Source organism: Cupriavidus sp. CP313 (assembly GCF_054072015.1).
In genome coordinates this window covers 67,092-80,890 of the sequence record NZ_JBSVZB010000001.1, presented here as the reverse complement: position 1 = coordinate 80,890, position 13,799 = coordinate 67,092, and the positions used below count along the sequence as shown (strand labels likewise).

The following is a 13,799-nucleotide window of genomic DNA, read 5'->3' as shown; positions in this document are numbered from 1 at the left end:
AAGTCTGCCGCGCCGGGCGTGCCGCGGCCTCCGGGGCAATGTATGGTGACATTAGGGTTGCCGCTGACATCGGCCGGCCGCCCCGGTGCGTTATGCGTTTTGTCCCGGTCCTGACTTCCATGTTCGATCCTTCCCAATCTTCCCGCCCTGCTCGTGGCCAACTCCGTGGCAGACTGGCGCTGACGGCCCTGGCCGCCGCCGCCGGCCTGGCGGTGGCGGCTGCTGCACTGGCCCAGGTGCCCGCCGGCCCGCCCGGCGAGGCCTATCTTGATGCGCCGGGGGCTGATGCCCCGCTTCAGCAAGCCGATCCTTCCTCGCGCATTGCCACGCTGACCGCCGTCGACGGCAACCTCAGCTTTGCGCCGGCAGGCTCGGACGACTGGGCTGCCGCAGGCCTGAACCGGCCCGTCACCACCGGCGACCGGCTCTGGCTGGACCACGGCGGCCGTGCCGAGCTGCATGCCGGCACGGTGGCGGTCCGGCTGGGCGGCGCCACCGCGGCCAGCATCCTGAACCTGGACGACAGCGCCACGCAGGTCAAGCTGACCCAGGGCACGCTGCAGCTGCGCGTGCGCGCGCTGCCGCCGGGCCAGACGGTCGAGGTCGACACCCCCAACCTGGCCTTCGTGCCGCGCGAGCCGGGCGACTACCGGCTGGACGTGGCGCCGGACGGCAGCACCACCACCGTGACCATGCGCCACGGCAGCGCCGTGGTCTATGGCGACAGCCGCTCGATCGAGCTGCAGCGCGGCGACCGCATGCGCTTTGCCGGCACCGACCTGGCCGACGCCGGTGGCGGCGCCGCGCCGGAAGACGCCTTCGACCACTGGACCGCGGCGCGCGACGCGCGCGAAGACGCCTCGCCGTCCGCCCGCTACGTGCCGCGCGAGATGCCGGGCTACGCCGCGCTGGACGGCTACGGCGACTGGCAGGAAGACCCCGGCTACGGCGCGGTCTGGTTCCCGCGCGTGGTCAGCGTCGGCTGGGCGCCGTACAGCGCCGGGCACTGGGCCTGGATCGCCCCGTGGGGCTGGACCTGGATCGATGACGCGCCCTGGGGCTTCGCGCCTTCGCACTACGGCCGCTGGGCCTATGTGGGCGCGCGCTGGGGCTGGGTGCCGGGACCGCGCGTGCGCCCGTGCTACGCCCCCGCGGTGGTGGCCTTTGTCGGCGCCAGCGGGCCGAACTGGAGCGTGCGCGTTGGCAGCGGGCCGGGCGTGGCCTGGTATCCGCTGGGGCCGCGCGACGCGTACCGGCCGGTCTATCGTGCCAGCCCGACCTATGTCGCCCGCATCAACCGGGTGACCGTCAACAACATCGTGATGGGCGACCGCCGGCCTCCGCCTTACGCCAACCGCAACGTGCCCGGCGCCATCACCGGCATGCCGGCACGCAATTTCGTCGAAGGGCGCCCGGCGCGCGGCATGCATCGCGACGAATGGCGCAACCTGCCGGCAGGCGAGGCCAGGGGGGGGCCGCCGGTGGCGCCGGTCAAGGGCAGCCTGGTGGGATCGGCCCCGATGCGGCCGCTGCCGCCGCAGGCCCGCCATGGCTTCGAGCGCCAGGCCATCGCCGCCCGCCCGCCGGGCCGGCCCGCCACGGACGACCTGGCCCGCCGCTTCGCGCGCGAGGGCGGGGTTGTGCCCGGCGCCGGCCCTGCCTGGCGCGGTGGCAATGAACGGCGGCCCGGGCGCGACGTGCAGCGGGCACCCGATGTGCGCATGAGCCAGGCTGCCATCGCCGCGCGCGACCAGGCGCCGCCGCAGCCGCGCGCCGGCCGCGGCGATGCCGATGGCCCCGGTCGTGGCGATCGCGGCGATCGCAACTATTCGAACGCCCCGGGCGAACCCTGGCGCGGCAACGGCCGTGGCCAGAGCAGCCGGCCCGACGAAGCCCGCGGCTTTGTTGGCCAGCCGGGCCAGCCGGGCGGGCCGGCCGACGCGCAACGGCAGGCGCAGGGCATGCAGCGCGAACAGCAGCAGGCTTTGCAGCGCCAGCAGATGGAACAGCAGCGGGAACAGCAGCGCGCGCTGCGCGAGCAGCAGCGGCAGGGGCCTGATCTGCAGCGGCAACAGCAGGAGGCCCAGCAACGCGACGCCCAGCAACGCCAGTGGCAGGACCAGGCCCGCGACCAGCAACGCCAGCAGGATCAGCAGCGCATGCAACAGCGCCAGTGGGCGGATGGGCAGGACCGTCCCGATCCGGGGCGGCAATCGCAGGAAATGCAGCGGCAGCGCTTTGAGCAGCAACGGCAGATGCAGGAAGCCCAGCAACAGCGCCAGATGCAGGAAAGCCAGCAGCAACGGCAGATGCAGGAATCGCGGCAGCGCCAGGCGCAAGACACCCAGCGCCAGCAGATGGAGCAACAGCGCCAGTCCGAAGTCCAGCAGCAACGGCAGATGCAGGAATCGCGGCAACGCCAGGCGCAGGACACCCAGCGCCAGCAAATGGAGCAACAGCGCCAGTCCGAAGTCCAGCAGCAACGGCAGATGCAGGAATCGCGGCAACGCCAGGCGCAGGACATCCAGCGCCAGCAGATGGAGCAACAGCGCCAGTCCGAAGCGCAGCAACGCCAGGCCGCCGACCAGCAGCGCCAGCAGGTGGAGCGCCAGCACCAGATGGCCGAGCAGCAGCGGCAGGGCCAGGAGATGCAGCGCCAGCGTTTCGAGCAGCAGCGGCAAATGCAGGAAGCCCAGCAGCGGCAGGCCGAGGCGGCCCAGCGCCAGCAGATGGCACAGCAGCGGCAGATGCAGGAGCAGCAACGCCAGGTGCAGGAGCAGCAGCGGCAGCAGGCCATGCAGCGCCAGCAGGCGGAACAGCAGCAGCGCCACATGCAGGAGCAGCAGCGTGCCGCGCAGGAGCAGCAGCGTGCGATGCAGGAGCAGCAGCGGCACCAGCAGGACCAGCAACGACAGATGCAGGACCGCCAGCGGCAGCAGATGGAACAGCAGCGCCAGCAGCAACAGCAGCAACAGCAACAGCAGCAACAGCAACAGCAACAGCGCGCCCAGAACTAACGCGGCCAGATGGAGGCGCGCAACGGGGCGCGACGGCGATCGCCGGCAGTAGCACGGCCCGTTTGACGGAGCCCGGAAGGCAGAAACCCCGGCAGGCCTCGCGGCCTGCCGGGGTTTGTTCTTGCGCGGTGCCGCGCGGGCGGCGCCGCGGCCTGGCTTACTTCGCCAGCTCCGACAACCGTACCTGCGAAATCTTGCCGTTCTGCACCCAGCCGACGATGGTGTCGGCCATCGACCCGCCCTTGGCGTCGATGCCGTCGACTTCGTTGGGGTTGACCTCCCTGGCCAGGCCCTTGACCGCGTCGGGCATCTTCGCCCGGATCGCTGCCGCGTCGCTGGTGGTGCCGGCCAGCTTCATCGCACCGGCCAGCGCGTACACCATGGTGTAGTTCAGCGACATCTCGGTGGTGGCATCGCGCCCGTCATGCAGCTTCTTGTACTTGGCGTTGAAGTTCTGCGCGGCGGGGCGGCTGTCGTTGACCAGCGGCAGCACGCCGATGGAACCTTCCAGCATGCCCAGGCCGTTGGTGACCTTGGCCATTTCATCCATCTTGGCCTGGTCCATCACGATAAAGCCGCCCTTGAAGCCCAGTTCGCGCGCCTGCTTGACCACCAGTGCGGTCGGCTCCGACGGGCCGCCGACGAACATCACGTCCGGCTTCTCGCTCATCGCGCGCGACACGCCGCTGTAGAAGTCGGTGGCCTTGGTGTACGACATCGGGTTGTTGGCCACCACCTTGCCGCCGGCCGATTCCCACGCCGGCACGAAGGCCTGCACCCAGGCCTTGGCGTAGTCGTGGTCGGCCGGTGCCAGCGCCACGTTCTTGCCGTAGCGCTTCATCTGCGCCTTGACGAAGGGCTCGATATAGCCGGTGTACGCGGGCGGGATGCGGATGGTCAGCTTGTTGCCGGCGTCAGTGATGCGCGGCACGCTGGAGTAGGCCATCACCAGGAACTTCTCCTGCTCATTGAAGGCCTGCAGCGCGAAGATGCCGCCCGAATGGGGCACGAACACCGCCGGGGTCTTGTGCTGCTGCACCAGGCGGCGCCCGTTGATGGCGGCCTCGGCGGGCGAGTACTTGTCATCCAGCGCCACCACCTCCAGCTTGACTTTCTTGCCCTTGACTTCCAGGCCGGATGCATTGATCTCGTCCACCGCCATCTGCACGCCCGACAGCACGTTCTTGCCATACAGCGCGGCGCCGCCGGACAGCGGGCCGGTATAGCCGATCTTGACCACTTCCTGCGCCAGCGCAGTGCCAGAGGCCAGCATGGCGGCCACGGCGGTGGCGGCCAGCGGGAAGATACGGCGCATGATCTTGCTTTGCATTGCTATGTCTCCTGAAAGTACTGCTTGTCAGTTCCGGTTGTCTTTAATGACCCCTCGGTTTTCTCCCCTCTCCCGCTTGCGGGAGAGGGGCCGGGGGAGAGGGCAGGCACAGGCAGACCGACACGCTTTACTTCGTCGATACTCCGGCCCTCTCCCCAACCCTCTCCCGCAAGCGGGAGAGGGAGCATGCTTGCGGGACAGCAAGCTCATCGCGTCGAGCCTGCCGGCTACCCCCCGATATACGCCTTCCGAATCCCCTCATCCTTCAGCAACGTATCCCGATCCCCTTCCATCACGATGCGCCCGCTCTCGATCACATAGGCGCGATGCGCGATCCCCAGCGCCGCGTAGGCGTTCTGCTCGGCCAGCAGCACGGTGGTGCCGGCGCGGTTGATGCGCTGGATGATCTCGAACATCTGCTTGACCACCAGCGGCGCCAGCCCCAGCGACGGCTCATCCAGCAACAGCGCGCGCGGGCGGCTCATCAGGGCGCGGCCCAGCGCCACCATCTGCTGCTGCCCGCCGGACAGCGAGCCGGCCGGGTCGTCCTTCTTCTGCCGCAGGATCGGGAACAGTTCATAGACCTCTTCCAGCGTCTTGCGGATGCCCGCGCCATCGCGCCGGTGCACGTAGGCGCCCAGCACCAGATTCTTCTCCACGCTCATCGCCGGGAACAGCTTGCGGCCCTCCGGGCAGTGCACCAGCCCGGCCTGCACGATCTGCGACGGCTTCATGCCCGACAGCTCGCGCCCGTCAAAGCGCATGCTGCCGCCGCTGATGCGGTGGATCGCGCTCATCGCCAGGAAGATCGAGCTCTTGCCGGCGCCGTTGGCGCCCAGCAGCACCACCAGTTCGCCGGCGCGGGCGTGCAGGGTGATGTTGTCCAGGGCGCGGAAGCTGCCGTACGACAGCGAGACGCGTTCAAGCTGCAACATGGTCGGCTCCCAGGTAGGCCTCGATGACATGCGGATCCTGCTGGATCTGCGCGGGCGTGCCTTCGGCAATCTTCTCGCCGTAGTTCAGCACCATGATCTTGTCTGCGAGGCGCATGATCATGTCCATCTTGTGTTCGATCAGGCAGACGGTCTTGCCATGGCGCACCATCTTGCGGATCAGCTCGGCCAGGCCGACGGTCTCTTCCGGGTTGACGCCGCCTGCCGGTTCGTCAAGAAGCAGCAGTTCCGGGTCGGTCGCCAGTGCCAGCGCAAAGGCCACGCGCTTGCGCGCCTCTTGCGTGATGTCGGCGGCGACCTCGTGCGCCAGGTGCGACAGGCCGACGAAGTCCAGCGCGGCTTCGGCCTTGTCGCGGCACAGGCGCTCTTCCTCACGCAGGCGGCGCGAGTTGAACAGCACGTCGCGCAGGCCGGAGTGGGTGCGCAGGCGGTGGCCGACGATCAGGTTGTCGAGCACCGTGGCGCGGTCGAACAGCGCCGTGGCCTGGAAGGTGCGGGCCACGCCCAGGCGCGCGATCTGGTCGGCGCGCATGCCGGCCACGTCCTGGCCCTTGAACAGGATCTGGCCGGAGCTGGGCGCATGCGTGCCTGCCACCAGGTTGAAGAAGGTGGTCTTGCCGGCGCCGTTGGGGCCGATGATGGCGTTGATATGGCCTTGCTCGAAGGTCACCGAGACATCGTGCACCGCGGTCAGGCCGCCGAATTTCTTGGTCAGGTTGCGGATCTCAAGCATGGTCGGCTCCGGCGCGGGTGGTCGGGACAGCGGTGGCGGGTTGTGCAGGGGACTGCGCCGCCAGCTTGCCACGCCGTTCGGCCGCGGCCTTGCGCGCCTGCTTCTTCAGCCAGGAACCCACGATCCCGTCCGGCACGAAGATGATCAGCAGGATCAGCACCGGGCCGAACACCAGCATGCGGTAGTCCTGCATGAACTGCAGCGACTGCGTGATCCACGGCACCAGCACCGCGCCCAGCAGCGGCCCGAAGATGGTGCCGATGCCGCCCACCAGCATCGACATCACCATGTCGAAGGTCAGGTCCGTGCGCGCGATATCCGGCCCCAGGAAGCGCACCTGCCCGGCGTACAGCGCACCGGCAAAGCCGGCGTAGCCCACCGACAGCACGAACGACAGCACCTTGGTGCGCATCAGGTTGATGCCCAGCGCCTCGGCCAGGGCGTCGCTGTTGCGCACGGCCATGAAACTGCGGCCCAGCAGCGAGGTGACGATGCGGTGCATCAGGAAGGTGCCGACCGCCAGGAAGAACAGCACCAGGTAGTACTGGGCCTGCACGCTGTCGAACGCGACCGGGCCGATCGCCGCCGGCACCGGGATGCCGATCAGGCCCACCGTGCCATGCGTCAGGCTTTCCCACTTCTCGATCAGCAGGTAGATGATGTAGCCCACGCACATGGTGAAGATCGAGAAGTAATGGCCCTTCAGGCGCAGCGACACCACGCCGACCACATAGCCCAGCACCATGCAGACCACGCCGGCCAGCACGAAGGCCAGCCAGAACGGCACCTGGTGGTCCACTGTCAGGATGCCCAGCGTATAGGCGCCGATGGCCATGAAGCCGCCATGGGCCAGGTTCAGCTGGCCGGTGTAGCCGGTGATCAGGTTCAGGCCGAGCGTGGCGATGGCGTAGATGAAGGCCAGCGTCATCACGGTCAGGTAGTAGCTGTTGGGCGTGATCAGCGGGAAGGCGATGGCCAGCGCCAGCAGCAGCGTCCAGCCGGTTTTTCCTTGCAGTGCTTTCATGTCTTGTGCTCCTCAGGCCGTCTTGCCGGCAAACAGGCCCTGCGGCCGGATCGACAGGATCACCACCAGCAGCACGAAGGCGATGATGTCCTTGTAGTCGGTGGAAACGTAGAAGCCGCCGAAGCTCTCGGCCATGCCGATGATCAGCCCGCCGACGATGGCGCCGGGGATGCTGCCCATGCCGCCCAGGATGATGATGACGAAGGCCTTGGTGATCACCAGGTTGCCCATGCTGGGGTAGACCAGGTTGATCGGGGCGTAGAGCGTGGCGGCGATTGCGGCCAGCGCGCCGGAGATGGCAAACACCAGCAGCGTCACGCGGGTGGCGTCGATGCCCACCAGTGCGGCGCCTTCGCGGTTCTGCGCCATCGCCATGATGGTGGCGCCGGTCATGGTGCGCGTCAGGAACAGGTGCAGCAGCACCATCAGCGCAAAGGCGGCGCCGATGATCAGCAGGCGCTGCAGCGGCGCGGTCAGCCCGAACACGTCGACGATCTGGCCATAGGGCGTGGGCATGCGGTGGAAGTCCGCGCCCCACAGCGCCTGCGCGCCGGCTTCCAGGAACAGCAGGATGCCGATCGCGGCGATCATGTCGTGCAGCTCGGGCGAGTTGCGCAGCGGGTGGAACACCAGCCGGTCGGCAGCCATCGACAATACGGCCACCGCCAGCGCCGCGCCCAGCATCGCCAGCCAGTAGTTCACGCCCAGCGAGGTCATCAGGAAGTACGACACATAGGCGCCAGCCATGTAGAAGGCGCCGTGCGCGAAGTTGGGCACGTGCAGGATGCCGTAGACCAGCGTCAGGCCAAGCGCCACCAGGCTGTAGACGCCTCCCAGCGTCAGGCCGTTCAGGAACTGTTGAAGGAACAATGCCACAGGGGTACCTCGTGCGGTTCGGGAAACCAGGCACGCAGCGGCAAAGGCCGTGCGTGTGCCGTCGCGGCGGCGCCAGGCGCGGCCACGGTCAGGAAGTCGGGGGCGGAACTCAGGCGGGCGGCAACGCCGGCTCGCGCGCGGCGATACGCGGGCGGGATGGCCTGGCCCAAGGCGCGCCGTGGCGGTCACGGTGCGGGTGCGCAGATGCGTGTTGCAGGTGCTGCATGGTTGATCTCCTGTGCGATGCGGCGCGCTGGCCGCCCGGCAAGCCGGGGCACTGGCCGCGTCGGCGTGGACGGCGGCGTTGCGACCCGGTGACGAGGTGTCGGGAGTATTCCCGCACGATCGTTCGTTTTCATCGACTGTTGCATAGGCTTCGAGGCACCGTCAAGGAAAGCGGCGGAGTATTCCGCACCGCGAAATAGCAAGACACTGGCCTCCGGGTATGTCCTGAGAGGGTCTGTCCGCCGCCATCGATGGGGCATATGACCCCTATGTTTTCCCTGCATTGACGTCAGCCCGACCGCGTCACCGCGGGATACGCTGCCGACCGGGCGGATATGGTGGATTAGGTATTTGCTGACGATATGGGTCGATTTGCACTTGGCGATCACATCGGCCAAAGACATACCGATGGCATCCAGGCGCAGTGCCGTCGGGATAGCAACCTTCACGTCAGTCTTAGAGCGGCGGGCGATGATCACGTCGCCCTTAACGGTCGACCTCTCCCAGCGCGCGACAGTGGAACGATCCTGGCCTGACACCAGCGCCAGCAGCATGGCGTTCTCCAGCCACTCCGAGACTTCGGGCGCCTTTGCCAATATCGCCTTGAACTCGTCCAGCGTCAGCCGGCGGCGAATCACCTTCACCGTGAACCTCTCGGTCACAGCAGCCGGGTTTTTCTCCATCCAGCCCAATGCGATCACGGGGCGAGACAGCGCGTGCCTGCCTTCGACTACCGCGGCAATGGCTTCAGATGGCTCGGATGATCTGTGTCAAGAGGATCGATCTGCGGCGTCGATTCAAGGGGCTGGAATGCCCCACGCTGCGTGCCGCAGGCCTCGACCACGCGGCGGTCGGTTCCATTGCCGAACGCGGCGGAAGTTGGATGGAAGACACCAGCACAAGAAGGTTTCCCGCTCGATTCCGACGTTTGCCGGCCTGTCGCGGCACCCAGCATCAAATCGTCAGTTTTGACGACGGACAGCCGTGGGGGGCGTCGCTAGACTGCTTCCAGACGTGAGGGCAGGGGATCGCACGGTGACACTGGGTAGCGTGCGAAACATCGGCACTCGCATGCTTCAGCGCCGCGCCGTGTGTGGCCACGCTGTGCTGACCGAAAGCGCACATCAAGGATAGGAACGATAGCGATGTCTCTCAGAAATGTTGCGGCGATCACAGGGTATGCAGAGTTCAAATCTCGGAAGACTGCAGACGGGCTGACGCCCATGGGATTGACCGCGGAAATCGCGCGCAGGACGGCGCTGGACGCGGGCGTGTCTCCCGGTGAAATCGACGGCCTGCTCGTCACCACGCCGGTGGCTGCATACAGCATGTTCTGGCCGTCTGCTGTGGCCGAGCACTTGGGCCTGAACTTGAAGTACTTCGATACGGTGGAGTTGGGTGGCGCATCTGCCGCTGGCATGGTGTGGCGCGCGGCCGCGGCGATCCAGGCAGGGCTGTGCGATCGCGTGCTCTGCCTGACCGTCGAAGTGCCAAGTGCAGACCGGAACAACAGCCGCAAGGGCATGCTGCGCTCGGAAGCCGTTACCGAATTCGAAATTCCGTTTGGTGCGTCTCCTCCGAATGCCGGCTACGCGATGGTGGCGCGGCGGCACATGCATGAATTCGGCACGAAGTCGGAGCAGCTGGCAAAAATTGCCGTGGATCAGCGCACGAGTGCCTTGTCGAATCCGCTTGCGCTCTTCAATCAGAGCGTGCTCACGATCGATGATGTGCTGAACTCAAAAATGATCTTCGACCCGCTGCACCTGCTGGAGATCGTTTCGCCTTGCGTGGGTGGTTCCGCGGTTCTGGTAACGCGGCAGTCCCTGGCGAACCGAGGGCCGAATCCGCCGGTCAGGCTATTGGGAGCAGGAGAGGCGGGGTCCCATCTTTCGATCACCCATAGGCAGGACATCACCACATCCTGGTCGAAGCAGTCCGCCGAAGCGGCCTTCGCCATGGCCGGCGTTTCGCCGGGACGCGTCGATCTTGCCCAGCTCTATGACTGCTACACCATCGCGGTCCTGATGGCGATCGAGGACCTTGGATTCTGCCCCAAGGGACACGGCGGCCCATTTATAGCGGAGCGTGACCTCACATTTGCGGGCGATTTCCCGTGCAACACCAACGGCGGCCAGCTGTCCTTCGGACAGGCAGGCGCCGCGGGCGGCATGACCCACGTCGTGGAGGGCGTGCGGCAACTGATGGGGCGCGCCGAGGCCCGGCAGGTCAAAGGGGCGACGGTCGGCGTCGTCCACGGCAATGGTGGCGTCATGTCAGACGAAGTCACGCTCGTCCTCGCAAACTGAAAAGGAAGACCCATGGCAGCCAATGAATATCGCAAGCCGCTACCGATCCCGCAGCCGCATACCCGTGCGTTCTGGCAGGCAGCCAGGCAGAACGAACTCAAGATCCAGAAGTGCAGGCAATGCGGCCATGTCCAGCACTATCCGCGTGCCACATGCACGGCGTGCTGGAGTGCCGAACTGGATTGGCAGACCTGTACCGGCAGGGGGACCGTCTATTCCTACACCATCGCCTATCGGTCGACCACGCCAGAGTTCGTGAACGACGATCCGTACATCGTCGCCATTGTCAAGCTCGAGGAGGGCGTGCGCATGACGACGAATATCGTGGACTGCCCCCTGACCGCGATTGGTGTCGATATGCCTGTCCAGGTCGTGTTCGATCACGTTACCGAGGAAATCGCATTGCCGAAATTCAGGCCGGCTTAGGGCGCCTTGGGGCACCTTAGGGCCCCTGGTGACTCAGGCATCCACTGGCGAACGCAAGTTCCGAAGTCACCCGGCTCGGCCGAGGGACAACTCATAGCTCACGGAAGGATCATGGATAACACTGAAAAGCGCAGCTATTTCCGCACGGAAGTCATCGAAGATCATGTGCTGGTCATCACGATCGACCGGCCGGAAGCGCGCAATGCATTCAACCTCGCGATGGCTCTCCAGATGGAGGCGATCCTGGATCGGTTTGAAGAGGACGACGCCTTGTGGGTGGCTGTCCTGCGGGGGGAGGGCTCGACCTTCTGCGCAGGCCATGACCTGAAGGCCGCGGCAATCGGCGAGATCGCCCGTACACCCAAACGCGGCGGCTTCGGCATGATGACGCGCCCGCCGTTGAAGCCCGTGATCGCGGCGATTGAAGGCCATGCCTATGCGGGCGGCCTGGAGCTTGCCCTGTCCTGCGACATGATCGTCGCCTCGGAAGAGACCCGGTTCGCCTTGACCGAGGTGAAGCGCGGCCTGGTTGCCACTGGCGGGGGATGCTTCCGCCTGCACAAGCGGATTCCGTATCACCTGGCCATGGAGATGATCCTGACCGGAGAGCCACGCAGCGCGGCCGAAATGCAGGGGCATGGCCTGCTGGCCAAGGTCACGGCGCCAGGCAAGACGTTCGAAGCGGCGCTCGAGCTGGCGCGCAAGGTCCTGGTCAATGCGCCGATCGCCGTTCGCGCTTCCAAGGAAATCGTGTCGCGCTCCCAGGCGGAAGGCTGGACCGAGGAGGAGAGCTGGTCGAAGCAGCGAGGACCGGCCGGCCGCAATGCGGAGTCCGAAGACAAGCGGGAAGGGCTTGCCGCGTTTGCCGAGAAACGCAGCCCGGTCTGGAAGAACCGCTAGCCGAGCGCCATCGATCGAAGATGAGAGCAGACCCAGTTAAGGTGAATGGCATGTTGCAAGGCGTCGATCCATCCGGGAACTCCCCGCACCGCAAACCGCTTGCCGGCGTCCGCGTCCTTGAGCTCGCCCGGGAAGCTACGGTCTCGTCCTGTGCCTGGATACTGTCGCGCCTTGGTGCCGAAGTCTTGCGGCTCGTTCCGCCAGCGCCCACGTATGCCTTTTCCGCCGATGCAGGCGGTGGCGCCTCCAGCGAAGGTCATGGCGACGGAGCGAACTCGCGTGGATCGCCGCCTGGACAACCACACTCGCTGACCATTGACTTTGCCGGGTCGGCGGAGCGCGAACTCATTCTACAGCTCGCCAAGGAATGCGACGTGTTTCTTGGCAACCTCGACGTCGTGGAGATGACGCGCTGTGGCCTGGACTATGACGCAGTGTGGAAAGTCAATCGTCGCATCATTTATCTCCTTCAGGCGGAGTGCAGGCAGAGGGAAGACCCCGCCTGTGCAGGGTCATCTCAGAGCGGACTCCATGGTGCGATCGCCGTGCTCGGTGCGCTGCGCCATCGCGAGGTACAAGGCGGTCTTGGGCAAGCGATCGACATTGCGCCTCTGGACGTCGGCCCTGCGGCGCGCGATGACACGCCAGGGACGCTGCCGGGGCAGGTTGCGCGCCACATCCTTTCCGACTGGCTCAGCCTGTCAAAAGAGCAGCTCACATGCCTGGTGAATGACGGCGTGATCTGATTGGTTTGCCTAAGGAGCATTGGATTATGAAGAAAGAAAACGGCCCCATGCTGGAGGGTATTCGCGTCGTCGATATGTCGACCGTGATCTTCGGGCCCTACTGCACGCAGATCCTGGCTGACATGGGCGCGGACGTCATCAAGATCGAGCCGGCCGAAGGGGACTCGATGCGCCATAGCGGCAGCTTCGTCGAGACGCCTGGCATGAGCGGCACGCATATGACCATAAACCGCGGGAAGCGGTCCGTCACGTGGGACCTGCGTAGTGAAGCAGGCCGAGAGGCGATGCACCGGCTATTGCAGTCGAGCGATGTCTTCATCCATAACGTGCGTGCCGACGGTATCGCCCGGCTTGGCCTTGACTATGACGCTGTCCGCCAGATTCGGCCCGACATCATTTACGTTCACTGCGTTGGCTTTGGCATGTCTGGGCCCTATGCATCTATGCAGGCTTACGACGACGTCATCCAGGCCGCCTCCGGCATGGCTTCGCTCTTGCCCAGGGTGGATGGAGACCCCAATCCCCGCTATTTCCCAATGATCATCGCGGACAAGGTGTCTGGTCTGCACGCCGCTTACGCCACGCTTGCCGCTCTGGTACACAAGCTTCGAGCCGGCGAAGGTCAACATGTGGAGGTGCCGATGATGGAGGCCCTCACGAGCTTCACGCTGCTGGAGCATCTGGGAGAGCGCACGTTCATACCGTCGATCGGCAATATGCTGTCTCCCAGGGTCATGAATCCAAAGCGCAAACCTGCGCGAACGAAGGATGGCTACATCGGGATCACGCCCTATTCCGATGAGCGATGGGTTGCCTTCTTCCATGCCGTCGGCAAGAGTGACGTGCTGGAAGACCCTCGGCTCAACTCGAAGGCACTGCGAACCAAGCACCTTGACGTCATGTACGAACTGCTCGCGGCGGTTACGCCTGAGCGGACCACGGATGAGTGGCTGGCCTTCCTCAAGAAAACCGGCATTCCGGCAATGCGTGTCAATGACGTGGAAGACCTGTTCGACGATCCACACCTGAAGGCAGTCGGCTTCTTCCAGGATCGGATTCATCCCAGCGAAGGCAAATACGTCGAGGTACAGCCACCCGTCAAGTTCTCCGCCAGGCCGAAGCCAAGGATTGAACCCGCACCTCGCCTCGGCCAGCACAGCGATGACTTACTGGCCGAACTCGGTATTGCCGAGCGCACAGCTTAGACAGCTCAGATTTTGCGGCACCTGGGCCACGGAATCTTCGCGTGGCAAAAGAAAA

Annotated in this window: 12 protein-coding genes; 6 read left to right on the top strand and 6 right to left on the bottom strand. The window is 65.8% G+C overall.

Annotated elements, in window-relative coordinates; all coding sequences use genetic code 11:
• The first annotated feature begins 119 nt into the window (after positions 1 to 119).
• Complete coding sequence (locus tag ACW4E8_RS00375; protein WP_456802703.1) at positions 120 to 3,017, top strand: DUF6600 domain-containing protein; 2,898 nt, start codon at positions 120 to 122, stop codon at positions 3,015 to 3,017.
• A 157-nt stretch (positions 3,018 to 3,174) separates the two neighbouring features.
• On the opposite strand, the gene ACW4E8_RS00370 is transcribed toward ACW4E8_RS00375, so the two are convergent.
• The 6 genes from ACW4E8_RS00370 to ACW4E8_RS00345 form a co-directional block, all read right to left on the bottom strand.
• Positions 3,175 to 4,347 carry an ABC transporter substrate-binding protein gene (locus ACW4E8_RS00370; RefSeq protein ID WP_456802702.1) on the bottom strand — a complete coding sequence of 391 codons (1,173 nt, stop codon included), beginning with the start codon at positions 4,345 to 4,347 and terminating at the stop codon, positions 3,175 to 3,177.
• A gap of 227 nt (positions 4,348 to 4,574) precedes the next feature.
• Positions 4,575 to 5,282, bottom strand: a complete 708-nt coding sequence (locus tag ACW4E8_RS00365) for an ABC transporter ATP-binding protein (RefSeq protein WP_456802701.1) — start codon at positions 5,280 to 5,282, stop codon at positions 4,575 to 4,577.
• Entirely contained in the window at positions 5,269 to 6,033 is a 765-nt protein-coding gene (locus ACW4E8_RS00360) for an ABC transporter ATP-binding protein (RefSeq protein WP_456802700.1), read from the bottom strand. Before ACW4E8_RS00360 ends, ACW4E8_RS00365 begins: the two co-directional genes overlap by 14 nt.
• Entirely contained in the window at positions 6,026 to 7,057 is a 1,032-nt protein-coding gene (locus tag ACW4E8_RS00355; RefSeq protein ID WP_456802699.1) for a branched-chain amino acid ABC transporter permease, read from the bottom strand. The genes ACW4E8_RS00360 and ACW4E8_RS00355 overlap by 8 nt, the downstream gene beginning before the upstream one ends.
• A 12-nt stretch (positions 7,058 to 7,069) precedes the next feature.
• Positions 7,070 to 7,933 (bottom strand): branched-chain amino acid ABC transporter permease, encoded by an 864-nt coding sequence (locus ACW4E8_RS00350; protein WP_013953621.1) that lies wholly within the window; start codon positions 7,931 to 7,933, stop codon positions 7,070 to 7,072.
• Positions 7,934 to 8,118: 185 nt separating this feature from the next.
• On the bottom strand, positions 8,119 to 8,841 hold the full coding sequence (locus tag ACW4E8_RS00345) for a hypothetical protein (protein ID WP_456802698.1): 723 nt from the start codon (positions 8,839 to 8,841) through the stop codon (positions 8,119 to 8,121).
• 462 nt (positions 8,842 to 9,303) lie between these two features.
• On the opposite strand from ACW4E8_RS00345, the gene ACW4E8_RS00340 reads away from it, so the two are divergent.
• The 5 genes from ACW4E8_RS00340 (at position 9,304) to ACW4E8_RS00320 (ending at position 13,744) form a co-directional block, all read left to right on the top strand.
• The gene (locus ACW4E8_RS00340) at positions 9,304 to 10,467 is read left to right on the top strand and encodes a thiolase family protein (RefSeq protein WP_456802697.1); all 1,164 of its coding nucleotides are present in this window, start codon (positions 9,304 to 9,306) and stop codon (positions 10,465 to 10,467) included.
• Positions 10,468 to 10,479: 12 nt separating this feature from the next.
• Positions 10,480 to 10,893, top strand: a complete 414-nt coding sequence (locus tag ACW4E8_RS00335) for a Zn-ribbon domain-containing OB-fold protein (protein ID WP_456802696.1) — start codon at positions 10,480 to 10,482, stop codon at positions 10,891 to 10,893.
• 165 nt (positions 10,894 to 11,058) lie between these two features.
• Positions 11,059 to 11,793, top strand: a complete 735-nt coding sequence (locus ACW4E8_RS00330) for a crotonase/enoyl-CoA hydratase family protein (protein WP_456802695.1) — start codon at positions 11,059 to 11,061, stop codon at positions 11,791 to 11,793.
• A gap of 50 nt (positions 11,794 to 11,843) precedes the next feature.
• Positions 11,844 to 12,539, top strand: a complete 696-nt coding sequence (locus ACW4E8_RS00325) for a CoA transferase (protein WP_456802694.1) — start codon at positions 11,844 to 11,846, stop codon at positions 12,537 to 12,539.
• Positions 12,540 to 12,565: 26 nt separating this feature from the next.
• Positions 12,566 to 13,744, top strand: coding sequence for a CaiB/BaiF CoA transferase family protein (locus tag ACW4E8_RS00320; protein WP_456802693.1), 1,179 nt, complete (start codon positions 12,566 to 12,568; stop codon positions 13,742 to 13,744).
• The last annotated feature ends 55 nt before the right edge of the window (positions 13,745 to 13,799 follow it).